25 protein-coding genes and 1 riboswitch are annotated in these 22,014 nt (G+C 52.6%); of the genes, 13 read left to right on the top strand and 12 right to left on the bottom strand.

The genetic code is table 11. The annotated features are described in order from the left end of the window. The first annotated feature begins 22 nt into the window (after positions 1-22). From AC1931_RS09910 to AC1931_RS09890, 5 genes are all read left to right on the top strand, one after another. On the top strand, positions 23-499 hold the full coding sequence (locus AC1931_RS09910; RefSeq protein WP_483877099.1) for a chemotaxis protein CheX: 477 nt from the start codon (positions 23-25) through the stop codon (positions 497-499). Positions 500-554: 55 nt separating this feature from the next. After that, the gene (locus AC1931_RS09905) at positions 555-926 is read left to right on the top strand and encodes a response regulator (RefSeq protein WP_483877098.1); all 372 of its coding nucleotides are present in this window, start codon (positions 555-557) and stop codon (positions 924-926) included. A gap of 69 nt (positions 927-995) precedes the next feature. Next, on the top strand, positions 996-1,457 hold the full coding sequence (locus tag AC1931_RS09900; protein ID WP_483877097.1) for a chemotaxis protein CheX: 462 nt from the start codon (positions 996-998) through the stop codon (positions 1,455-1,457). A 45-nt stretch (positions 1,458-1,502) separates the two neighbouring features. Continuing rightward, positions 1,503-1,961, top strand: coding sequence for a chemotaxis protein CheX (locus AC1931_RS09895; protein ID WP_483877096.1), 459 nt, complete (start codon positions 1,503-1,505; stop codon positions 1,959-1,961). A 32-nt stretch (positions 1,962-1,993) separates the two neighbouring features. After that, a complete protein-coding gene (locus tag AC1931_RS09890) occupies positions 1,994-3,820 on the top strand; it encodes a hypothetical protein (protein WP_483877095.1) in 1,827 nt (608 codons plus the stop codon). Between the two features lie 18 nt (positions 3,821-3,838). Here AC1931_RS09890 and AC1931_RS09885 read toward each other — a convergent pair whose 3' ends face one another. From AC1931_RS09885 to AC1931_RS09865, 5 genes are all read right to left on the bottom strand, one after another. After that, the gene (locus AC1931_RS09885; RefSeq protein ID WP_483877094.1) at positions 3,839-4,891 is read right to left on the bottom strand and encodes a sigma-54 interaction domain-containing protein; all 1,053 of its coding nucleotides are present in this window, start codon (positions 4,889-4,891) and stop codon (positions 3,839-3,841) included. Positions 4,892-5,071: 180 nt separating this feature from the next. Continuing rightward, positions 5,072-6,211, bottom strand: coding sequence for an aminopeptidase (locus AC1931_RS09880; protein ID WP_483877093.1), 1,140 nt, complete (start codon positions 6,209-6,211; stop codon positions 5,072-5,074). Between the two features lie 29 nt (positions 6,212-6,240). Continuing rightward, entirely contained in the window at positions 6,241-7,101 is an 861-nt protein-coding gene (gene zupT, locus AC1931_RS09875; protein ID WP_483877092.1) for a zinc transporter ZupT, read from the bottom strand. Positions 7,102-7,132: 31 nt separating this feature from the next. Beyond that, positions 7,133-7,927: a sulfite exporter TauE/SafE family protein gene (locus AC1931_RS09870; RefSeq protein WP_483877091.1), complete on the bottom strand. Its 795-nt coding sequence runs from the start codon at positions 7,925-7,927 to the stop codon at positions 7,133-7,135. Between the two features lie 88 nt (positions 7,928-8,015). Further along, positions 8,016-8,465: a hypothetical protein gene (locus tag AC1931_RS09865; protein ID WP_483877090.1), complete on the bottom strand. Its 450-nt coding sequence runs from the start codon at positions 8,463-8,465 to the stop codon at positions 8,016-8,018. A 411-nt stretch (positions 8,466-8,876) separates the two neighbouring features. Between AC1931_RS09865 and AC1931_RS09860 the strand changes: the two genes are divergently transcribed. After that, positions 8,877-9,263: a response regulator gene (locus tag AC1931_RS09860; RefSeq protein ID WP_483877089.1), complete on the top strand. Its 387-nt coding sequence runs from the start codon at positions 8,877-8,879 to the stop codon at positions 9,261-9,263. A 33-nt stretch (positions 9,264-9,296) separates the two neighbouring features. Next, positions 9,297-9,716, top strand: a complete 420-nt coding sequence (locus AC1931_RS09855) for a DUF4019 domain-containing protein (RefSeq protein ID WP_483877088.1) — start codon at positions 9,297-9,299, stop codon at positions 9,714-9,716. Positions 9,717-9,850: 134 nt separating this feature from the next. On the opposite strand, the gene arsB is transcribed toward AC1931_RS09855, so the two are convergent. Genes arsB through AC1931_RS09840 form a run of 3 tightly spaced genes read right to left on the bottom strand, consistent with a single transcriptional unit; the run spans position 9,851 to position 11,725 of the window. Further along, positions 9,851-10,903, bottom strand: coding sequence for an ACR3 family arsenite efflux transporter (gene arsB, locus AC1931_RS09850; RefSeq protein WP_483877087.1), 1,053 nt, complete (start codon positions 10,901-10,903; stop codon positions 9,851-9,853). Positions 10,904-10,906: 3 nt separating this feature from the next. Further along, a complete protein-coding gene (locus tag AC1931_RS09845) occupies positions 10,907-11,329 on the bottom strand; it encodes an arsenate reductase ArsC (protein WP_483877086.1) in 423 nt (140 codons plus the stop codon). A gap of 54 nt (positions 11,330-11,383) precedes the next feature. After that, a complete protein-coding gene (locus tag AC1931_RS09840; protein WP_483877085.1) occupies positions 11,384-11,725 on the bottom strand; it encodes an ArsR/SmtB family transcription factor in 342 nt (113 codons plus the stop codon). A gap of 108 nt (positions 11,726-11,833) precedes the next feature. On the opposite strand from AC1931_RS09840, the gene AC1931_RS09835 reads away from it, so the two are divergent. The 5 genes from AC1931_RS09835 (at position 11,834) to AC1931_RS09815 (ending at position 14,946) form a co-directional block, all read left to right on the top strand. Continuing rightward, positions 11,834-12,166, top strand: a complete 333-nt coding sequence (locus AC1931_RS09835; RefSeq protein WP_483877084.1) for an ArsR/SmtB family transcription factor — start codon at positions 11,834-11,836, stop codon at positions 12,164-12,166. Between the two features lie 65 nt (positions 12,167-12,231). After that, a complete protein-coding gene (locus tag AC1931_RS09830) occupies positions 12,232-13,551 on the top strand; it encodes a permease (protein WP_483877083.1) in 1,320 nt (439 codons plus the stop codon). A gap of 39 nt (positions 13,552-13,590) precedes the next feature. Next, positions 13,591-13,830 carry a thioredoxin family protein gene (locus AC1931_RS09825; RefSeq protein WP_483877082.1) on the top strand — a complete coding sequence of 80 codons (240 nt, stop codon included), beginning with the start codon at positions 13,591-13,593 and terminating at the stop codon, positions 13,828-13,830. Between the two features lie 4 nt (positions 13,831-13,834). After that, the gene (locus AC1931_RS09820) at positions 13,835-14,230 is read left to right on the top strand and encodes a thioredoxin family protein (RefSeq protein WP_483877081.1); all 396 of its coding nucleotides are present in this window, start codon (positions 13,835-13,837) and stop codon (positions 14,228-14,230) included. A gap of 17 nt (positions 14,231-14,247) precedes the next feature. Continuing rightward, entirely contained in the window at positions 14,248-14,946 is a 699-nt protein-coding gene (locus AC1931_RS09815) for a cytochrome c biogenesis CcdA family protein (protein WP_483877080.1), read from the top strand. A 77-nt stretch (positions 14,947-15,023) separates the two neighbouring features. On the opposite strand, the gene AC1931_RS09810 is transcribed toward AC1931_RS09815, so the two are convergent. The 4 genes from AC1931_RS09810 to trkA form a co-directional block, all read right to left on the bottom strand. Then, entirely contained in the window at positions 15,024-15,671 is a 648-nt protein-coding gene (locus AC1931_RS09810; RefSeq protein WP_483877079.1) for a response regulator, read from the bottom strand. Positions 15,672-15,701: 30 nt separating this feature from the next. After that, positions 15,702-15,929, bottom strand: coding sequence for a hypothetical protein (locus tag AC1931_RS09805; RefSeq protein WP_483877078.1), 228 nt, complete (start codon positions 15,927-15,929; stop codon positions 15,702-15,704). Positions 15,930-16,233: 304 nt separating this feature from the next. Continuing rightward, the gene (locus AC1931_RS09800) at positions 16,234-17,676 is read right to left on the bottom strand and encodes a TrkH family potassium uptake protein (RefSeq protein WP_483877077.1); all 1,443 of its coding nucleotides are present in this window, start codon (positions 17,674-17,676) and stop codon (positions 16,234-16,236) included. Position 17,677: 1 nt separating this feature from the next. Beyond that, positions 17,678-19,030 carry a Trk system potassium transporter TrkA gene (gene trkA, locus AC1931_RS09795; protein WP_483877076.1) on the bottom strand — a complete coding sequence of 451 codons (1,353 nt, stop codon included), beginning with the start codon at positions 19,028-19,030 and terminating at the stop codon, positions 17,678-17,680. 116 nt (positions 19,031-19,146) lie between these two features. Continuing rightward, positions 19,147-19,301, bottom strand: a riboswitch (cyclic di-AMP (ydaO/yuaA leader). 294 nt (positions 19,302-19,595) lie between these two features. On the opposite strand from trkA, the gene AC1931_RS09790 reads away from it, so the two are divergent. After that, positions 19,596-21,977, top strand: a complete 2,382-nt coding sequence (locus AC1931_RS09790) for an acyl-CoA dehydrogenase (RefSeq protein ID WP_483877075.1) — start codon at positions 19,596-19,598, stop codon at positions 21,975-21,977. Positions 21,978-22,014 lie beyond the last annotated feature (37 nt).

The following is a 22,014-nucleotide window of genomic DNA, read 5'->3' as shown; positions in this document are numbered from 1 at the left end:
GACCCCATTGAGGAGACCCCGCATGACTCAGTACCATCCGTTTTACCCGGCAATGATTAAAGCTGTCCAGCAAACCCTGGAAAATATGGTCTTTATGGAGGTCATTGAAGAGCACGGCGCACCGACAGACATTCCGGCTGCGGAACTGACCTGGAGCAGCATGTTGATTAATGACCCGGTTCAAGGTGAGATCCGCCTGGCAATGCCTGCCGGGTTATTAAAAAAAATTTCCGGCAATGTTTTTGGCATTGACGAGGAGGAAGTCACCACATCACAGGCCTATGATATTCTGAACGAACTGCTTAATACCATTGGTGGCCTGTTTATGACCAAACTCTTCCCCAACCAGGAATACAAAATCGGCCTGCCCAGCCTGGAATCCGGAAAGCTTCCGGAGGCGGATGAACATACCGTAGTCTGGCATCTGATCAATAGCGATGAAGAACCGTTGAAAATATTTGCGGTCGGCGAATCACTGGTTGCCCTCTACCAAAAGTAACAATGGATAACCGTCTGTTACTCTTTATCAAACATATCAACAAAGGAGTTTTACTATGGGAAAAACGGTCCTGATTGTCGACGATTCAAACACCATGCGTAAGATTGTTTCACGGGCGCTGCGCCAGGCCGGCATCGATTTCAGCACCATCCTCGAAGCAGGTGACGGCCAGGAGGCCCTCGACGTGTTGAGTGGCAATAAGGTCGATGTGATTCTCAGCGATATCAATATGCCCAATATGAACGGGCTCGAATTCCTCAAAGCCAAATCGGAAATTGCCGCCATCAAGGATATTCCGGTGGTCATGATTTCTACCGAGACCGGTGCTGATATTATTGATGAAGCCAAGTCCTACGGTGCCAAGGGAGCCATCAAAAAACCCTTTACTCCGGAACTGATTAACGAAACCCTCGGTGCCCTGCTGTAACGGCACACCCCCTCACAGTTGCTTTTTCCCCCGAGGAAGATAAGCCGCCACAGCACAAAGGAGAAGAGAGTGGAGCACGCACAGCATATTATCGATTCCACCCAGGAGATCTTTTCCAGCATGATCATGCTGGACGTTGCCCCCGGTGAGCCCTTTATTCGCAACAATGACAAACTGATCAACAGCATTTCCGGGATTGTCGGCCTGGCTGGTGCCACCAGGGGGATGCTCGCCATCCACATGACCAATGCTGCCGCCCTGGCTGTGACGACGGCGTTTTTAGGTATGGATGTTGAGGAAATTGACGATGACGTCCGTGATGCTATTGGCGAACTGGCCAATATGCTTGCCGGCAGCATCAAGTCGATTCTTGACCCCAGTGGCAGCGATATCAAGCTGTCGATGCCGTCAGCAATCTACGGAGAAGACTATTCTGTTGACTGTCTTGCCGGTGCCCAGGCCGTCAGCGTTCCTTTCACTTTTGACGGCCTGGGTTTTCTGGTCGAACTGCAGCTGCGTAAAGAGAGCTGATCAGACTGAAAAACCGGAGAAACTGCTATCATCAAGGATATCCATGTGGATTTTGCTAAAATTATTGCGGAAACAACCGAAGAGATCTTCAACTGCATGATCTTCATCGATATCGCTGCATCGCCTCCCCTTGTTTCCGGCAAACAGGCGATCGGCTGTCATGTCTCCGCCATGATCGGTCTGACCGGCGGTCTTTCTGCCATGCTCGGCATCCACTGCCCCAGCCCTGTCGGTCTGGCAGTGGCCGGGGCTATGCTCGACATGGAACTGGAAGAGGTTGATACCGACGTGAAAGATGCCTTCGGTGAGATTGCCAACATGCTGGCCGGCGGCATCAAGGAACGTTTGAGCACAGAAAATATCAACCTTGAATTGGCCATTCCGACGGCAGTAGCCGGGCAGTCCTACGTTATTTCTGCTCCAAAAGGCAGTCAGCAGGTTGTCGTACCCTTTACCATCAGCCAGGGTCAGTTTTTTGTTGAGATCAAATATCAACTTAACTAGCCCTGCTCTCATCTTCGCAACGCGAGGTTATTTTGAAGCAAAGGGCTCTCATAGATGTAATCTGTAAGGCCGGCCTGCAAACCCTGGCCGGTGAAATCGGCGCCCTGCTGGGACAGATGCTAAGCTGTTCCGACATCAAGCTTCGCACCTGCTCAAAAGAACAACTGTTCAGCAATCCGGCGCGCGAGAAAACCGCCCTCACGCGCATGGCGGTCAGTGGCGAGCGTGAGGGCAACTGTTTTCTGCTGAATCGCATCTCTGCTGCCGCTGTTCTGGCCGGCACCCTGATCATGCTCCCTCAGGATATCATCGAAGAAAACGTCCAATCCGGAAAACTCGACGGTGAATTGGCTGATGCCTTTGGTGAGGTAGCCAATATTATTGCCGGCGTCATGACCCAGGCGTTTGTCGACAAATACCCAAAAACCTTGCGTTTTGTTAAGAAAACGGTTGAAGAGCTGATTCCCACCAAAATTGACATGGAAAGTGACGCGCCCTTTCCCCCGGCAGATTATTATGTTGCCAGCTGTGAGTTGACCATCGACGAAACCGACCTCGGAGTCTTTGAATTTGTCGTTCCGCTGCCCATATTTGACCTGGAAGAAGCCACGCCGGCAGCGGCAGCAACACAAGAAAAAGAGGCCGCTCCAGCGTCGCCTGTCACGCCGACGGAACCACCCCCTGCCGCAGCAGCAGACGCACAACCTGCGGCACCAGCACCTCCAGCAGCCAAAAAACCGAAATTCGTCGATGCCAAAAAACTTGTCGATGTTGTCTTTAAGACCACCATCGGCCAGATTGGCGAAGAAATCGGTGCCCTGCTCGGACAGACCCTCAAATGCAGTGATACCCAGCTGCTCATGACCACCAAAGAGGACTTTTTTTCCTCACATTGCCAGGAAAAGGCGATCCTGACCCAGATGAAGGTCAGCGGAGATAAAACCGGGGTCGGCTATTTACTCACCCAGGTTCCCGATGCGATTGCCATGGGCGGCACCCTGATCATGCTGCCGGATGACCAGATTGCCGAACAGATGGGAAAGGGGGAGTTCGAGGGAGAAGTTTCCGATGCCTATGGTGAGATCGCCAATATTCTGGCCGGCAGTTTAACCCAGGTTTTTCTTGATCGCTACCCGAAGCAGCTACGTTTTGTCCGCACCGAAAGTCAGACCGTCGTCCCAACCAAGATTGATCCCTCTTCTGATCAGCCGTTTGTTGAAGACAGCTACTACCTGGCGTCCTTTGCCATCGCCATGGACGGCTACGAACTCCATCGCCTGTACCTGATCTTTCCGGCTGACGTCTTTGATCTGGATGCTCCGGCCGCAGTTACTGGCGACAGCCATGCTGCCGCTGTTGACGAAGCCCGACAGACAGCAGCTCAACCTGGCCCGCAACCACCGGCCGCCGGTGAGGGGGGCGGACCACCCCCAGACACCCCGGTCAGCGCAACTGACGGGGAAGAAACAGATGCTGTCAGTGCCGGCGGATCGCCAATTGTTCTGATATTAAGCGATCAGCAAAGTGCAGCTGAACCCTTTGTTGACATTCTCACCGGCGCATCCTACGACTGCCGGTTGTTAAACTTTCAGGATGATATCAAGTCACTGCTGCAGCAGCACCAGGTTCTGGGCATTTTTCTGGTTATGTCGCAGGTGGGAGAAAAAGGGTTTGCCGCTGCGATCAAGCTGCAGTCGGCTGGACGCACCCTGCCACCGCTGATTTTTGCCGGTGAAGAGTGGACCCGTTCAGCGGTACTACGGGCAGTTAAATATGGCGCCAGGGATATCCTGGTGATCCCGGCCAGCACTGATGAAATTCAGGATAAAGTATCCCAACACTTCAAAAAAGCCAGTTAATTCCCAGCCGTAATCAAGTTAAACCGGCAGATTCTTCTTCTTGATTTTTTCGATCAGGGTAGTGCGTTTAAGGTTCAGCAAACGCGCCGCTTCCTTCTTGTTGCCGCCACTGCGGGAAATCGCCTCGAGTATCAGTCGATCCTCAAAATCACTGATCAGGGTGTTAAAATCAATCCCGTCATCCCCCCATTGAATGCCGGCTGGTGGAGCAGGAAGAGAATTCGTAGCCACCGCCGACGTTTCGATGCCCGGCGCAGGACTGCTCCCATGCCCGTCAAACATCGCGACGGCATGTTCACTACGATATTTTTCCGGTAATTCCTTCATACTGATCCGCTGGCCGCGATGAAGAATCACCAGCCGCTGAATCAGATTTTCCAACTCGCGCACATTGCCGGGCCAGTCAAAAGCCATCAAGCTCTGCAGCGTCTGCGGATCCAGAGTGGTGCGCCGATCAGTTTTACGGCGGGTAAAACGATCAATAAAACGCTCGATCAACAGCGCGATATCGGCACGCCGTTCCCGCAGTGGCGGGGCAATAATCGGAATGACGGCCAGACGATAGTACAAGTCCTCACGGAAACGACCAGAGGCAACCAGATGATCAAGGTTTTGATGGGTAGCGGCAATGACCCGCACGTCGACCTTGGTCGGCCGCACCCCTCCGACCTGTTCTACTTCGCGTTCCTGCAACACCCGCAACAGCTTGGCCTGCAGGGTCGATTTCATGTCGCCGATCTCATCGAGAAACAAGGTGCCACCATCAGCATGCTGAATCCGACCGATTTTTGACTGCATGGCGCCGGTAAAAGCCCCTTTGACGTATCCAAACAATTCGCTTTCCAGCAGCTCATCAGGGATAGCGGCGCAGTTCACCGGTACAAAATGGCCCGCCTTGCGTGGACTGTTGTCATGAACCGCACGGGCAATAAGTTCCTTACCGGTACCGCTCTCGCCCTGAATGAGAACCGTACTGCTGCCTTCTTCGGCAACGCAGGCAATCAGATCAAACAATTCCAGCATCTGCGGCGAATTGCCGATCATTCCACAATAATCATCAGTTGTTGCCATAAAATGGTATCCAATTCCGAGGGGCACAGCTCTTTTGCAACAATCTTTATTGGCCTCTGAGCATTTACCTGGGGCTTATCAGTAGCTGAATATAATGATTTTTTGATAATGTGTCAATATTTAGACACATCTTTATTGAAGTCGTCCAGGCCGACGGAAAGATACGCTGGATTTTTGACATCAATGTGTCGATGATGTTGATGCGCTGACGGCATCTTCTGTTATAGCAGGGCGTAACGCCTGAAACGCTGCGTCACGCTGGGGCGAGGGTAAATCGGCGAGCGCTGTCACCTTCCGATAGAAAGAACGCAAGTCGCCGCCGGATTGCTCAAGGAGGGTAAAAAAGGCCGGCAAATAATCATGATAAGTCGCTGCCAAAGCAAAGTGTGAGTTATTCAAGGAGCGATTGACCCAGGCGTCGAAACCTCTGTCCCCTCCCCATTGCTGTTTTAAGACGGCGTAGCGCTGGTGAAATCGACTTAACAGCTGCTCTTTGGTTGCGAGCTGGACAGATTCCGAAACATCGCTGTTATACACAGCCTCAAGTTCCTGACGAACCAGCAATACCAGATCAATAAATTCCTGCTGACGCGACCGATGTTGCAGATAGCTACTGATCTGGTCCTGTTGCTGACGAAACCTGAGCCAGCGCTCAACACCAACGACTTCCACCATCCGGGCAAAGGATTCGTTAAAGGTACTGTCATCCTTGACGTACAGCTGCTGATGCGCCAGTTCATGGAAAATCAACCCGGCCAGGTGGGGCTCAGGGTAGTTAATAAAGGTGTTGAGAACAGGGTCATCAAACCAGTTCAGGGTTGAATAGGCAGGGACTCCATAGACATGAACATCGTATCCTTTGGCTTCCAGTTCCTGGGCTAGATGGTGCGCTGCGGTCTCATCAAAATAACCGCGATAGGGTACGCAACCGGCTATCGGAAAACACCAGGTGAGCGGATCAACTGACAGGGCGGGGGCGGCGACAACGTTCCAGACCGCATAGGGGCGTTCGAGATCAGCATAGGTACGGTAGCTGCGATTGTCAGGCAACAACAATTCCGCGCTGGCAAAATCACGGATCGCCTGCACCAGTTCCAGACGTTGCTTCAAGTCAGCAGGCGTCTGTTGGGCAGCAATCAGCTCCTGAATATCACGACGTTGTGCCAGCAGCTGCCATTGACCTTGTGCTGCCTGGCGGTAAAAATTGATTTCAGAACAACCGGCCAGGATCAAACAAAAAAATCCGACAAGGCTCCAGATCGGCCACCTTTGACCCCTGACTGTCATGCGTCCATGTCTCAGTTCTGGTTTTATTGCCATTGCCGGCACATATCCATCAGGCTCACCAATTACATCATCAACAATAAACTCAACGCCATGACCACCATACCGGCGACCAGCCCGATCAGACTGTCATGCCCCTTGCCGTAAGCCCTGCTCGTAGGCAGCAGTTCGTCGAGACTGATATATACCATGGTGCCGGCGACGCCGCTGAACAGAAAACCCATCACTTCCGGCGGGACAACACCGTCGCTGCCCCCAAAAAACATCACAATACCGAAATAAGCGATAATCGCTCCCAGAGGTTCAGCCAAACCGCTGAGAACCGAATACCAGAAAGCTTTGAGTCGGCTGCCGGTCGCATAATAAATAGGTACCGAGACACTGACACCTTCCGGAATATTATGCAGAGCCACAGCTATCGCGATAGCAACACCAAGAGCAGGGTCTTCAAGGGCAGCGAGAAATGTCGCGATCCCTTCCGGAAAGTTATGAATCGTGATCGCCAGAGCTGTGAACAGCCCCATGCGCATCAGTTTTTTGTTTTCCAGGCCATGTTCGCGGATATAAGCATCCGGCTCTACTTCTTTACGGATGGCCCGGGTTTCAGCTTCGGAATGGACCTCATGCGGATTCTCGGCTGCGGGAATCAGGGCATCAATCAGACCAATCATCAACATGCCGGCAAAAAAACCGCCCGCATTGATCCAGTGCCCCCAGTAGTCGCCAAACGCCTCGGTCAATACCTCAGCCCCTTTAAAGAATATTTCAACAAAGGCCACATAGAGCATGACGCCGGCTGAAAAACCGGTGGCGATAGAAAGAAAGCGAAAGTCGGTGCGCTTTGCCATAAAAGCAATAAGACTGCCGAATCCGGTAGCCATGCCGGCGAAAACCGTCAGTCCAAGCGCCATCCAGAAATTTTCCATCAACAAACCCTTTCAAGGGACGAAGGACTCTTTAAAAAAAACTCAGGAACATTCGTGTTCCCATCAACAACAGAAAAATTGCAAAGATTTTTTTCAGACGCGCAACCGGCAAGGCATGGGCAAGCCGGACGCCAAAGGGGGCGGTGAAATAACTCACCACCGCCACGCCAAGCAAGGCCGGGAGATAGATAAAGCCCAGACTACCACTCGGCAAGTCGGCAACCAACAGGCCATTCATCAGATATCCCAAGGTACCGGCAACAGCGATCGGCAGGCCAACGGCTGCCGAGGTACCCACAGCAGTGTGGATGGGTTGGTTGCACCAGCCCAGAAATGGTACCGTCATCGTCCCGCCACCAATACCCACCAGGCTCGAAATTCCGCCAATGATGCCGCCAACGCCGAACATCCCGGCCTTTCCCGGCAGGCTTCGTGAGGGGCTCGGAGCGATATTCAGCAACATCTGAATGGCCACATAATAGAGAAAACAGGCAAAAAACACGCTTAAAAATTTACTGCTAAGCTGTGCCGCCACCCAGGTGCCCATAAAGGTTCCGAGCAGAATACCCGGAGCCAGTCCTTTAACTGCCGACCAGTTAACCGAGCCACGAGCATGGTGAGCACGAAAGCTGGAAATGGAGGTGACAATAATGGTTGCCAGCGAGGTTCCCAGAGCCAGATGAAGAATATAGGTTTCAGGGAACTGCTGGGCGACAAAAGTGAATGTGAGCAGCGGCACGATCACAATCCCACCGCCGATTCCCAACAACCCGGCCAGCACCCCAACCACTGCGCCGGTCAGCGCGTAAATAAACCAGAACATCATGTTTTTTACCTTTAACTATTATGTGTTTTGTTGCTGGCACTGCCACAAGCTGTTTGCTCGAAGCTGAAGATCCGACAACTTGAAAAACTTAGTCCGTCACCCGCAATATTTTTTTACGAGCAACATAGATAACCCGGTCATTGTCCAGAAATGGCAGAAAACGAATTTTTTGATTGAGAAAATCTTTAACCCGGCTTTTATTACCCGGCAAATTAACAAAAATTCTCGCTTCAATAGCATCACCGGCGACCGGCTCAACCCGTACGCGATGTTCCTCACCGAGGGTCAGCAGCGGATCAAATTCCTGCTCAGCGGAGAGCGACACTGAAACGGTCTGTTCCAGATTGACCAGTTGCACCTGACCGTCGCGGCGTAACGGCAGGAAGGCCTCGTCACTATTGAGAAGTTCACCAACCCGCTGCGGCCCGGTCAGGTAAACCCCCTGCAACTGCAGGAAGGCTTCGCCACTGATGCGTAATCCATTCACCATCACCAGCTCCACTTCACAGCTTTCAACAATAATTCGTTGATCATCCATTATTGACCTCCCGCCGCTCTATTCCACGCAGCAAACTGTCCATTATAAGCGGCAAAACGTGCTGCTCTTTCTATCTATCGCGACCTTCTTGTCGGTGACCACCGTCGGCAACGCCGGATCCATCAACTGGATACCATTCTTGCTGCCGGTCTGGTACGGACTGTTCCTCCCAGGCTGTGAGGGGCACAGTGACCAGGCACTTGAGGCTCTTAGCTGCAGCTGTTTATTAAAGCGATACATCAAAGCAAGGATCCTATCAGGAAATTCATAACAAATCACAGTTTGCCGGGCAAAATTTTCAATTTTTTTCAGAATAAATGGGCACCGGCACCTCCCAGTCAGAAATTTTTCAGAAATCGCTGTTACAATGGGTGCCATACGCTATCCTGCTGTCATCAGAGAGGGCCTTTTATGCCGCCAAAAGTTGCACTGCTGTTTGAGGACAATCCTTTTTGTCGTGATCTGATGACAGAAATTCTGACGGAAATAGATTTTAAGGTCACAGCTTTTGCCAGTCCGATCAGCTATATCACTGATAAAAACCGCTGCGACAGCTGTGCCGGCAACGTCTGTGCCGATGCCTTGATTACCGATAATCAGATGCCGGAGATGAGCGGACTTGAGTTAATCCAGTGGATTACTGATCGCGGCTGCAAACTGGCAAATGTCCCCAAGGCGATAATTTCGGGGAACTGGTCGAGTGAGGAATATGAACAGGCACAACAACTTGGCTGCAAAATTTTTCAGAAACCAACCTCTATCCACAAGATTTTTCAATGGTTGGATGAAAAAAAATAATCCCAAACTATTTCAGCTGACGATGGAGGGGCAATGAAAAAAATGATTACAATCAGTCTGCTTGGGCTATGCAGCCTGCTGCTTGGGGTCAGTGGCGCATCGGCAAATCTGCTCTCGGCTGATGCAGTCACAGCGGCCGAACACTTTGCCCGGATGATCGACAGTGGCAACAGCAGTGGTGCCTACAGCCAGGCCTCACCCTTGCTGCGGCTGACCCAGAATGAGCAAGAGTTTGTAGCCGATATTGAACGGGCGCATTTATTGTTGGGGCCGGTTCAGCAGCGACAGCTGACGGCACTGCGTTCCATCGGCATCTATCCACGCTTTCCTGATGGCGACTATCTGATCGTCCAGTTTGAAGCGCGTACCCGGCATAAAAACAAGGCTGCTGAAGTCATTTTACTCCGCCACCAGGATGGTGCCTGGCTGGTAGCTGACTACAGCATTCGCTGATTTTTCATCCTGCAATGCATATTTTTTACACGGGGAGGCGGGGGTCGGCCAGGCGGTAAACGCCTGGCCGACCAGCAACGTTTGCACTCAAGCCTCAAATCCTGATCCCCTTACCCTCCAACCTCACTCCCTGGTCAATAAGCCGTCGGAAACCAGTCGCGAGTACGATTGGCATATTTAACTAATGCCAGCATCAACGGTACTTCCACCAGCACTCCGACAATTGTCACCAGCACCACCGGTGAGGCGGCGCCGAACAGGGTAATAGCGACAGCGACCGCCAGTTCAAAAAAGTTGGAGGCACCAATCATCCCGGCCGGAGCGGCAATATCATGGCTCAACCGGCACTTCAAACAACCATAATAAGCCAGGAAAAAGATAAAGATCGTCTGGATGATCAAGGGAATTGCAATCAGCACAATGTGAAAAGGCTTGCTGAGAATCACTTCCCCCTGGAATGAAAAAATCAGCACCAGAGTCAACAACAGGGCACCGATGGTAATATTATTGAATTTAGGTAAAAAGGTGTTGATAAAATAATCCTTGCCCTTGTGTGTGATCACATAATGGCGGGTGGCGGAACCGCCAGCCAGAGGAATCACCACAAAAAGCACCACCGAGAGAAACAGGGTATCCCAAGGAATACTGATACCGCCAATCCCGAGGAGCAAAGCGACGATTGGAGTAAAAGCAATCAGAATAATCAGGTCGTTGGTGGCGACCTGAACCACCGTATAGGCCGGGTTGCCGCGGGTCAAATGACTCCAGACAAAGACCATCGCAGTACAGGGTGCGGCTCCCAGTATCACCGCGCCGGCCAGATATTCCTTGGCCAGATCCGGAGGAATAAAGGGGCTGAAAACAATATAGAAAAAGAAAGCGGCGATCCCGAACATGGAAAACGGCTTGATCAGCCAGTTGGCAATCCAGGTGACATAAAGTCCGGTAGGGTTTCGACCGACATCTTTAACACTGGCAAAATCAACTTTCATCATCATCGGGTAGATCATCAGCCAGATCAGCACGGCAATCGGGATGGAAACCTTTGCATACTCAAACCTGCTCAAGGTTTCCGGAACCGCCGGCATAAATTTACCGATCAGCACCCCGACAACCATGCAAAGGACAACCCAGAGCGTCAGGTTCTTCTCGAAAAAACTGATTCCTTCGAGCTTTTGCTTCGTCATCCCTTAACTCCCTGCCAGTTCATTGCGGAAATAATCACCCAGCTGGGCGCGGATCTCGTCCCGGACCCGGCGATAGACATTCATCACTTCTTCTTCACTACCGGTCGCCTTGGGTGGATCGTCAAAACCGATATGGCTCCTTTTAACACCACCGAAAAACAGGGGACATTTGTCATTGGCATCACCACACAGGGTAATGACATAATCAAAATTCTGCCCTTCATACTTGCTGATCTGATCAGAACTGTTGGCAGAAATATCGATACCAACCTCTGCCATCACCGCGACCGCCCTGGGGTTAAGACCATGGGGTTCAGTGCCGGCGGAGAAGGCTTCAATCTGACCAGCGAAATCATGATTGATCAGGCCATCGGCCATCTGGCTACGGCAGGAATTGCCGGTACATAAAAACAGAACTTTTTTCATTCTGAAACACTCCCCTCTTCTATCCGCATAAGCGAATTGATTTTACAAAAAAACTCAGCTGCATTTTTTTTCGGAAGCCCCGGGCAAACGGTCGAGTGCTCTTTGATCCGATTGAACCTGGTGCGTCTCTTTCAGCTTTTCAAGCAATAGACGTAACAGCTCATCACCCAGCAGGTTCGCTTGCTTGAGCCGATAAAACATCCAGACCCCGCGCCGCTCGTCGTCCACAAGACCGGCGTTGCGTAGATAGGCCAAATGACGCGAAACCGTCGATTGAGGCAAATCCAGCGTAGCCATCAGATCGCAAACACAAAGCTCTCCATCACTTAACAGAGCCAGAATCCGCAAACGGGTTTCGTCCGAGAGTGCTTTAAAGATGTGAGCAAGATTTTTCATAAACCTAAGGTATCTGCTCATGCGGATGAATGTCAAGTAACGAGGCCAATCTGTTGTCCAAAGTAAAATTAACTTGACTTCCTCATGTCTTTGGCTATATTGCCAAATATGCAAACGACTTCAGAGAAATTCCAACAACAAAAATCCCAACTACTGGCCCGCACCAGGGTGATCAAGGCCTTGGCTCATCCAACCCGCCTGTTCATTGTCGAGGAACTGGAAAAAGGGGAACGCTGTGTCTGTGATCTGACCGCGATGATCGGCGCGGATATTTCCACCATCTCCAAACATCTGTCGGTATTGCGCCAGGCCGGAATTGTTGTGGACGACAAACGTGGCAATCAGGTTTTTTACCGCTTAAAGGTGCACTGTATCCTTAACTTTTTTGGTTGTGTCGAATCGGTTCTCAACTCGCAGCGCGATGACGCCTTGCGGCGATAACTACGGGTATTTTTTTAGTTCAACTATTGGCTTTTTTGCCAAATAGCAAAGTCTGGAGCATCCAAGTGAAGCGTTTTAGCGAGCTGAAAATCCTGGCGATCATCATCGGGGTTTTTATTTTATGCTTTTATCTGCCGATCGAATGGCTGCAAACCAGCGGTCGGGTAGAAGCCGCCATCTGGGAAGCTCTCTATCTGGTGCGCTGGTATGCTCAGGAGCACGTCATCCTGTGTCTGATCCCGGCCTTTTTTATTGCCGGTGCTGTTGCCGTGTTTATCAGCCAGGCGGCGGTGATGAAGTATCTTGGACCAAAGGCCAACAAGGTCACGGCCTATGGGGTCGCCTCGGTCTCCGGGACCCTGCTGGCGGTCTGTTCCTGTACGATTCTTCCCCTCTTTGCCGGTATCTACCGCATGGGAGCAGGTCTTGGGCCCGCCTGTGCTTTTTTGTATTCCGGCCCGGCGGTTAACATCCTTGCGATTGTGTTAACCGGTGCGGTTCTGGGTCCGCAAATGGGGATCGCTCGTGCCATCGGCGCCATTGTTTTTGCTGTGGTTATCGGCCTGTTGATGCAGTTTATCTTCCGCAAGGACGATCAGCAGCGGATCGATGCCGCTGCCATGCCGGACGCTGAAGTCCCTCGCCCGTTGTGGCAGAACGCCCTTTACTTCGGCAGCATGGTCGGTATTCTGGTCTTTGCCAACTGGGGTGACTCCGGTGAAGGCTCTGGTCTCTGGGCAGCAATTTTTGCATCAAAGTGGTATCTGACCAGTTTCTTCTCGATCATGCTGGCGATCATTCTGGTCCTGTGGTTTGGCGTCGACAAGCTCAAAATGCTCATAGCCTCAGCGGCTGTCATGATTGCGGCACTGATCCGGCCGGATGATCCGCTGATTCCCTTTGTGGTCGGGGTCATCGGTCTATCCCTGCTGACAACTCTGGATCGCAGTGAAACCGATGAATTGCGTGACTGGTCGGCCAACAGCTGGGATTTTGCCAAAAAAATCATGCCGCTGCTGTTTTTCGGGGTCCTTATTGCCGGCGCCCTATTGGGTCGCCCGGGCAATGAGGGGCTGATCCCTTCCACCTGGGTTGCGGGACTGGTCGGAGGCAACTCCCTTGAGGCCAACCTGTTCGCCTCGGTTGTCGGCGCCTTCATGTACTTTGCTACCCTTACTGAAGTGCCCATCCTGCAAGGTCTGATCGGTGCCGGCATGGGTAACGGCCCGGCTTTGGCACTGCTGCTGGCCGGCCCGGCTTTGAGCTTGCCCAACATGCTGGTCATCAACAGTGTCATGGGACTTAAAAAAACCACTGTCTTTGTCACCCTGGTGGTCATTATGGCAACCATCAGCGGCTTGATCTACGGACACTTCTTCCCCTGAAAGCCTCCCAACCAACCACAATAAACAAGGAGCAACGCAATGAAAAAAATCCAGATCCTCGGAACCGGCTGCAAAAAATGTAACGATCTCACAGCCAATGCCCAGGCAGCAGCACAAGCGGCTGGTATCGACGTAGAACTGGAAAAGGTCACTCAATTGAACGACATCATGGCCTTCGGGGTTATGACCACCCCCGGCCTGGTCATCGACGGCAAAGTTATCTCACAGGGCAAACTCCTCTCAGCTGAACAGATTGCCGATTACCTGAAAGGCCAATAATCCTATGCTGCCCCGTATCATCCCAGTACTGTTAGCATCCCTGCTGTTGGTTCTTAGCCTTGCAGGCTGCAACCAGTCGGCGCAAAATTCCTCATCCGCCTCCGATGTCACCCTCGGCACGGGCAGGCCAATGCTGGTTGACTTAGGCGCAGATGAATGTGTTCCCTGCAAACTGATGAAACCGATTCTGGGTAATTTGACTGAAGAGTATGCGGGACGCATGGATGTCGTCTTTATTGATGTGTGGAAAAACCGGGACAAGGCGGCGCGTTTTAACATAAGGATGATTCCTACCCAGATATTTTATGACGAAAGCGGCCAAGAGCTGTACCGCCGCGTTGGCTTTATCGGCAAGGATGATATCCTCGCCATCTGGAAAGAGCTTGGGTATACCTTTTAACCAACAGGATGGTTTTAGTGGAATCGTTATTTCTCGCCCTAAACAATGCTATGAGTGGTGCGCCCCTGATGGCACTGTTGGCCGCATTCGCCTGGGGTATCGCCAGCGTTGTGCTGTCCCCCTGTCATTTGGCGAGTATCCCGCTGATTGTCGGTTTTATTGACGGCAAGGGGCGCATGTCGACCTGGCGGGCCTTTTATCTCTCCACCCTCTTTTCCGTCGGCATCCTTATCACCATCGCCCTGATCGGTCTGATCACCGCCCTGGCCGGACGGATGATCGGTGATGTCGGCCAGATCGGCATCTGGATTGTCGCGGGAATCTTCGTGCTGGTCGGTCTGCAACTGCTCGACCTGATTCCCATGCCCTGGTCCGGACCTGGCAGCGTCGGCATAGCCGGCAAGGGACCACTTTCAGCTTTTCTCCTCGGATTGATCTTCGGTATTGCCCTTGGCCCCTGCACCTTCGCTTACATGGCACCGGTGCTCGCCGTCTCCTTCAGCAGCGCCTCGCAAAGCCTGTTATTCAGTACTACTCTGTTGATCCTTTATGGCATCGGTCATTGCATCGTCATCATCCTGGCAGGCACCTTCACCGAGATGATCCAGACCTACCTGAATTGGAATGAACGCTCCAAAGGGGCGATTATGGTCAAAAAAATCTGCGGCATCCTGGTGATTGCCGGGGGTTTCTGGATGGTTTACTCGACCTCCTGACATCCAATAAAAACAGCACCGGGGAGACTGCTGGTTAGCGGTCTCCCCGGTAATAGTGCAAAAGCTATTGAAGTGACTTAGTTTTTAGCAGCAGCCGTTTTACGCGAGCCTTGGGCAGCAGCCTTGGTCATGCCGAACAGCACTAATACCGCCGGTACCAGCTGAGCCACGATAATCAGGGCACAAAAGCCGACGAACAGCAGCACCAGCAAACCACTGCTGTAGGTCACGGCGGTATCAACCGCAAACGCAGGGGAAGCAAGCAGAAACATCACAGCGACAGTTGAGATAAGTGATTTTGCATTGAACATGATTCTCTCCTTTGGTCGGGAAGCACCGGTCGCGGTTACTTCCTCATATTTGGTGAAGGCACGTTGAACCGCGGTATGGATTTCTTCACAATCCTCAATCCCGCTGGTTTTCAGTGCATGATAAAAAATTCCTTCCTGACGAATACGGCGCATCAACTCCAGCGGCAACTCATCACTGACAAGAATGATCGACAGATGGCGGTTGCACTTCTTCAGCAACGGCACCAGCCGGGCCATATTGTGCTGGTCGATCTGTCCATCAAGCACCACCACCTGGATCTCTTTGTTGATAATCGCCTCAAGGGCATTGGCGACCGAACCCGTTGTCGAGACCTGGTAGTGGTCAGTGCTGAACAGATCCGCTAAGCGATTTCGGGCCTGGGGGTCTTTGTTGGCGATCAATAATCCACGCATGGTCGTTATCCTCTGGTGAGTAAGCTACGATTAGTTTTTGACTTTAATGGCTTCGCGGTCACGACCAAACAGACCCCTGAGGATACCGACCAGCATCAGGGTCGCTGGAACCAGTTGGAACACAATGATCACGGCAAAAAAACCGAAGAACAAAGCAACCAGCAGGCTTCCTTCACCGGCACCGGTCCCGCTGGCGGCAAAAGCGGAAGAAGAAAAGGTCAACAGGGCGATCAGGGTATTACGTAATGTGGTTTTCATGGCGTCCTCCTATGACGATGCTGATGATCAGCAAGTGTTTGTATTGACCTGCTATAAAGCGAAGAGCATGCCAACATCATGAGAAACATTTGGTAAATGCCATAGAGTATTGATATTATTGATAAATTATTTTCATCACCAGAAGTACCACCATCAGAAAGAAGACCGGAGATATATAGACAAAATATACAGGAAGGACACTTCAGATCCGCTGCCAGCGCCGGCCACAAGGGCTAACTGACTGATATCACAGTTGATAATAACTGTATAAATTTTTCAGAGGGGTATTTGGTATATAGATATTTTATTTATGCCAGAGGGAAGGCACGAAAAGGACCAGAACCGTGAACAGTTCCAGCCGCCCCAACAGCATGCAGAGTATCAGCACCGTTTTGCCAAAAGGGACGATTTGAGCGTAATTCTCCACCGGGCCAACACTGCCGAACCCGGGGCCAACAACCCCGAGGGTAGCGATGACCGAGCCTGCGGCCGAAAGCACGTCAAGACCCGCTGCCGCCATCAAGAGGGTGGCGATAAAGAAAACCCCCATCCAGACGGCAAAAAATCCAAGAATTGAATGCATGACATCACGATCAACCGGCTTGGTCCCGAGTTTGACCAGGCGCACCGCGCGCGGGTGAATGAGACGATAGATCTGCACCTGGGCGTGCTTGAACAGCAGCAGTAGCCGGGCAACTTTGATGCCACCGGCAGTTGAACCGGCACAGCCGCCGACTACCATGGCAAAAAACAGCAGCAGCTGGGAGGCTGCCGGCCACTGAACATAGTCAGCGGTACCAAAGCCGGTAGTGCTGATGATGGAAGTCACCTGAAAAACACTGTAGCGTAAGTTGTCAATGATGGAGATGTAGACCGTCCCGTGATTGAACCACATAACCAGCAGGACAATAGCGACCACTAACAGCAGATAAATGCGTAGCTCTTCATTACGGTAAAAGTCGCGCAGACGGCCGCGCAACGCCAGGTAGTACAGGGAAAAGTTGATCGCCGCCAGAAACATAAACAGGGAAATAACCCAGTCAATATAAGCGCTATTGTAGGCACCGACCGAGGCGTTGCGTGGCGAAAAACCACCGGTCGCCAGGGTTGTGAAGGCATGACAGAGGGAATCAAAGAAATTCATGCCACCGAACATCAACAGGATGATCAGCACCGCCGTCAGCAGGACATAGATCCCCCACAGCAATTTGGCGGTATCCTGGATCCGTGGCTTGAGCCGATCCGCTGTGGGTCCCGGCATCTCGGCCTTGAACAACTGCATGCCGCCAACCCCCATTAGCGGCAGAATGGCCAGAGACAGAACGATGAACCCCATACCACCGAGCCACTGGGTCAAGGCACGCCAGAGCAGTACGCTTTCAGGCACTATTTCGATGTTGGATAGAATGGTGGCACCGGTGGTGGTAAAGCCGCTCATGGTTTCAAAGACGGCGTCAAGAGGGGTACTTATTGCCCCGGAAAACAGATAAGGCAGGGCTCCGAACAGGGCAAAGGTGCTCCATCCCAGGGTAACAATCGCAAACCCTTCACGCAGGGACATCTCTTTGGTGCTGCGGCAGGTGAAAAAAAGAGCCGCACCGACGCCACCACAGACCAGCGCCGAAAAAATGAAGGCCGGCCAGGCACCATCAGCGTAATAACAGGAGAAAGGCAGGGGCAGCAGAAGGGTAGCGGCCAGAAACAACAACAGGCCACCGAGCAGACGAAAGGTCAGGATCAGATTCATATCAGCTGAAAAACCTCTCAACCTTGGTAACGGCGTCCGGCAAGGCAAAGACAATGACCCGGTCCCCCTTCTTGAGAACACTGGTGCCGGCAGGAATTTCGTAATCCTGGCCGCGAATAATCATGCCGATGATCGCCCCGCGAGGAAAATGCAATTCGGTCAGGGGTTTTTCAAACAAACCGCTGCTGTGACTGATGTCAATTTCCAGGACCTCGGCATTGTTTCCTTCGAGGGCAACCATGGAGAGAACATCACCGCGCCGGACAAACTTGAGGATCGCACCGGCCGCCGCCAGACGTGGAGAAATACAGGCGTCAATACCGAGGTCGGAGGCCAGGGTTATCAGTTCAGGCTGACTCACCAATGCCAGGGTGCGCCGTACACGATGCTGACGTGCCAGCAAACAGGTTAGAATATTGGTCTGATCGTTATCGGTGACAGCGATAAACACTCCGGCATCCTCCAGCCCTTCGTCAAGCAGGGTTTGGACATCCAGCCCCTCAGCATGAATGACAACCGCTTTGTCGAGCTGTTCTGCAAGTTTATTGCAGCGCACCTCATCACGTTCAATGAGCTTGGTATAAAAGTGCTCCCGTTCGAGATTTTTTGTTACCTGCAACCCAACTCGCCCCCCACCCAGGACAAAGGCGCGGCGTGAAGTTTTTTCATTGTCTGTTGCAGATTGCAGCAGGTAATTGAGGGCCGGAAGCTCTTTTGCCAGAGCAAAGACATAGATACGGTCACCGGCCTGAATACTGTCATCGCCGCGGGGGATGATGGTGCTGGTGCCACGACTGATGGCGGCTACAACAAAACGATACATGCCGCGCAAATCCCCAAGTTCAGCCATGGTGAGATTGCATAGGGGACTGTTGTTATCGATCCGGTAGCCTTGAAAGAGAATATGACCGTCGGCAAATTCGACCACATCAAAAGCTTTTGAGTTACAGGCCAGCTTTGACAGTTCCTCGGCAACGGCATTTTCCGGATTGATGAGCAGATCAATGCCGAGCTTCTCTTTCGAGAGAATCGCTTTGTGGTGGGTAAATTCGATGTTTCTGGTTCTGGCAATGAGAGTCTTGGCCTGATATTCACGCGCCAGCAGACAGGCGAGGATATTGACTTCGTCGGTGTTGGTGACCGCAATAAAAATATCGGCATTTTTGATGCCCGCTTCTTCGAGGATTTCAGCGCTGGCACCATTGCCGACAACACCCAGAACATTGAGTCGATCCTGCGCCCGATCAACGGCTTCCTGGTCGTGATCGACGAGAGTGACCTCATGCCCTTCCCGGGAGAAACGTTCGCACAAGAAATAACCGACCTGACCGCTTCCAACGATAAGAATTTTCACTTAAAGACTCCTGAAATTTAATCCCGAACCGAATCGTCGATGATTGACGAAGTGGCACAAGATGTCATTCTTCAGGGCAAAACACCGGTAGAACACCGACGTTGGCTGGCATTGCCGCCTGCCCTTTCAAACGCCTACGAGGTTAGCTGACGGGCTCGGACTTGAAAGTGTCCTGTTTCTTCACGGCTAAAAAAGCCGCTTGGAAAGTTCGCCCCAAGAAGTGGGTCCCCCGCACCTGTTTACTGGAAACAGGTTTCGGCTGCATGGGCAGATTCTGCTCCTGCTGTTCTGATGATGTCAAGAGGGATAATCGACCTGAAACGGACCAAAATAAGAAGCTGTACCCTCCTGCCTGATTATCAACGAACGGCTGAATATCTGTCAAAGAACACTGAAACTCTAGTAACTGTCTACATGCAAGGGTAGCTTACGATCCGGGTCCATTTACATCTTCGTATTCATGAGCTATTTTATAAAGAAAGGGGGGCAACAATGACGCACTTCTTCAATACAATTCACGCCCCCTTGAACCCACCCTGTCGCCACGTTTACAAGGGAGGTCCCGATGCTGTTCATCTTCCTGATTCTTCTGATTTTCTGGCTGCTGCTGGTTTTTGAAGCCTCCCTTATCCTGCATACGGCTGTTATCGCGGCGATGCTGTTCTTTACCAGCTGGAGCTGGCCGCTGCTACTGGTAGTCACCCTCTGGTGCGTTTTTATTCCGGTCGCCCTGATACTCAACATCCCCAAGGTCCGCAAGCGGATCCTGACCCGGCCACTGTTAAGCCTGTTCCGAAAAATCAAACCGCAGCTTTCGATGACTGAACAAGAAGCCCTTGAGGCCGGCGGCGTCTGGTGGGAACGGGACTTGTTCAGTGGACGCCCCGACTGGCAAAAACTACTGGAGCTCCCTTCCGCAACCCTGAGCGATGAAGAGCAGGCCTTCATAGACGGTCCGGTCAATGAGCTATGCACCATGCTGGATGACTGGGAGATTACCAACGAGCGTCATGACCTCTCGCCTGAGGCCTGGGCTTTTATCAAATCGCAGGGATTTTTCGCCCTGATCATTCCCAAACGTTATGGTGGTCTTGAGTTCTCCGCCATGGCCAACAGCAGCCTGATTGCCAAGCTGTCCTCGCGCTCCCTCACTGCCGCGGTAACCGTTATGGTTCCCAACTCTCTTGGCCCCGCCGAACTGCTGATGCAGTACGGGACCGAAGAACAACGGGATTACTACCTGCCGCGCCTGGCGCGCGGAGAAGAGGTCCCCTGCTTTGCTCTCACCGGCCCCGATGCCGGCAGCGATGCCGCCTCGATTCCCGACACCGGTGTCGTCTGCAAGGGCGAGTGGCAGGGAGAAGAAATCGTCGGTATCAGGCTCAACTGGGAAAAGCGCTATATCACTCTAGGACCGGTAGCGACCCTTTTGGGACTGGCCTTTCGCCTTTCTGACCCCGATCAGCTTCTCGGCAGCAAGAAAGATATCGGTATCACCTGCGCGCTGGTTCCGACCGATCTCCCCGGTATCGAGATCGGCCAGCGCCATAATCCCCTGAATGTTCCCTTCATGAATGGTCCCAACTGGGGAAGGGACGTATTTATCCCGGTCGACATGATCATTGGCGGAGTCAAAGGAGCGGGACGCGGCTGGCTAATGCTCATGGAATGTCTTTCAGCCGGACGCGGGATTTCCCTTCCGGCCCTGAGTGTCGGGGCCGCCAAAATGGTGTCGCGCGACACCGGCGCCTATGCCGCCGTCCGGCGTCAATTCGGCCTGCCCATCGGCCGCTTTGAGGGAATCGAGGAGGTTCTGGCGCGCATCGCCGGTGAGACCTGGCTTATGGACGCCGTGCGCAAGCTGACCTGCGCTGCTCTCGACCAGGGTCATCAACCGGCTGTCATCTCGGCCATTGCCAAACAGAACCTCACCGAACGCATGCGCTCTGTGGTCAACGACGGCATGGATATCGAAGGTGGCAAGGGGATCTGCCTCGGCCCCAACAATCATCTGGCCGGGGCCTACCAGGCCATCCCCATCGGCATTACTGTCGAAGGAGCCAACATCCTCACCCGCAGCATGATCATCTTCGGTCAGGGCGCGATCCGCTGTCACCCCTGGATCCTCAAGGAGCTGCATGCCGCTGACAACAGCGACGCGAAAGAGGCCCTCGACGATTTTGACGAAGCCTTCTTCAGCCACATCGCACTAAGCCTGCGCAACGGCGCTTCGGCACTCTTTTATGCTCTCACCGGTAGCTATTTCATCGCCGCCCCGGAAACCGTTCATAAGCGCTGGTTTCAGAAGACGACCCGTTTCGCGACGGCTTTTTCCGTGACCGCTGACCTGCTTATGGGCACCCTCGGCGGCGGTCTCAAGCTGCGTGAGAAACTCACCGGACGGATGGCCGATATCCTCAGCGAACTGTATTTCCTCTCCGCCGCCCTGAAAACTGCGGAAACAAAATCCGACGTCGATCAGGAGGCATTGCTGGAATGGAGCTGCCGCCGCTCCCTGTTCCGTATCCAGGAAAGCTTTCTTGCGGTAATTCGCAACCTGCCGTTGCCTCTCAACCTGCTGCTGCGCGTTCTGATTTTCCCCCTCGGCGCTTGGGCAACACCGCCTGATGACAGGCTCGGCAAACAGCTCGCGGCCATGCTCCTGAGCCCGGGACCGCAGCGGGATCTGCTGACCGGCGGGCTCTATCTGTCGGAAGACAAAGATGCGCCGGATCGTATTCTGACGGAAGCTTTCCATCTGGCGATGGAAACGGACGCCTTTGAAAAAGATCTGCGCCACGCGATCAAAGCCGGGATCCTCGATGGCCACAGCACCGATCTACTCGACCGGGCCGTGAGCAAGGGGATCCTGAACCCCGATCAACGTCACAAGCTGGAACAGGCCCGCAAGCTCAGAAAACAGGTCATCGCGGTCGACGCATTCTGACGTAACCGGCGCTATAAAGGCTGAAGAAAAATCGCCA

This window comes from Pelovirga sp. C15f, from assembly GCF_057178085.1.
Note: the sequence above shows the minus strand (reverse complement) of the source record. Positions and strands in the feature narration are given on the sequence as shown.

Bases quoted from the DNA above. Each gene is read 5' to 3' on its own strand.
- AC1931_RS09910 (WP_483877099.1), top strand. From the start codon at position 23: ATGACTCAGTACCATCCGTTTTACCCGGCAATGATTAAAGCTGTCCAG.
- AC1931_RS09905 (WP_483877098.1), top strand. From the start codon at position 555: ATGGGAAAAACGGTCCTGATTGTCGACGATTCAAACACCATGCGTAAG.
- AC1931_RS09885 (WP_483877094.1), bottom strand. From the start codon at position 4,891: ATGGCAACAACTGATGATTATTGTGGAATGATCGGCAATTCGCCGCAG.
- AC1931_RS09880 (WP_483877093.1), bottom strand. From the start codon at position 6,211: ATGGCAATAAAACCAGAACTGAGACATGGACGCATGACAGTCAGGGGT.
- zupT (WP_483877092.1), bottom strand. From the start codon at position 7,101: ATGGAAAATTTCTGGATGGCGCTTGGACTGACGGTTTTCGCCGGCATG.
- AC1931_RS09870 (WP_483877091.1), bottom strand. From the start codon at position 7,927: ATGATGTTCTGGTTTATTTACGCGCTGACCGGCGCAGTGGTTGGGGTG.
- AC1931_RS09865 (WP_483877090.1), bottom strand. From the start codon at position 8,465: ATGGATGATCAACGAATTATTGTTGAAAGCTGTGAAGTGGAGCTGGTG.
- AC1931_RS09860 (WP_483877089.1), top strand. From the start codon at position 8,877: ATGCCGCCAAAAGTTGCACTGCTGTTTGAGGACAATCCTTTTTGTCGT.
- AC1931_RS09855 (WP_483877088.1), top strand. From the start codon at position 9,297: ATGAAAAAAATGATTACAATCAGTCTGCTTGGGCTATGCAGCCTGCTG.
- arsB (WP_483877087.1), bottom strand. From the start codon at position 10,903: ATGACGAAGCAAAAGCTCGAAGGAATCAGTTTTTTCGAGAAGAACCTG.
- AC1931_RS09845 (WP_483877086.1), bottom strand. From the start codon at position 11,329: ATGAAAAAAGTTCTGTTTTTATGTACCGGCAATTCCTGCCGTAGCCAG.
- AC1931_RS09840 (WP_483877085.1), bottom strand. From the start codon at position 11,725: ATGAAAAATCTTGCTCACATCTTTAAAGCACTCTCGGACGAAACCCGT.
- AC1931_RS09835 (WP_483877084.1), top strand. From the start codon at position 11,834: ATGCAAACGACTTCAGAGAAATTCCAACAACAAAAATCCCAACTACTG.
- AC1931_RS09825 (WP_483877082.1), top strand. From the start codon at position 13,591: ATGAAAAAAATCCAGATCCTCGGAACCGGCTGCAAAAAATGTAACGAT.
- AC1931_RS09820 (WP_483877081.1), top strand. From the start codon at position 13,835: ATGCTGCCCCGTATCATCCCAGTACTGTTAGCATCCCTGCTGTTGGTT.
- AC1931_RS09810 (WP_483877079.1), bottom strand. From the start codon at position 15,671: ATGCGTGGATTATTGATCGCCAACAAAGACCCCCAGGCCCGAAATCGC.
- AC1931_RS09805 (WP_483877078.1), bottom strand. From the start codon at position 15,929: ATGAAAACCACATTACGTAATACCCTGATCGCCCTGTTGACCTTTTCT.
- AC1931_RS09800 (WP_483877077.1), bottom strand. From the start codon at position 17,676: ATGAATCTGATCCTGACCTTTCGTCTGCTCGGTGGCCTGTTGTTGTTT.
- AC1931_RS09790 (WP_483877075.1), top strand. From the start codon at position 19,596: ATGCTGTTCATCTTCCTGATTCTTCTGATTTTCTGGCTGCTGCTGGTT.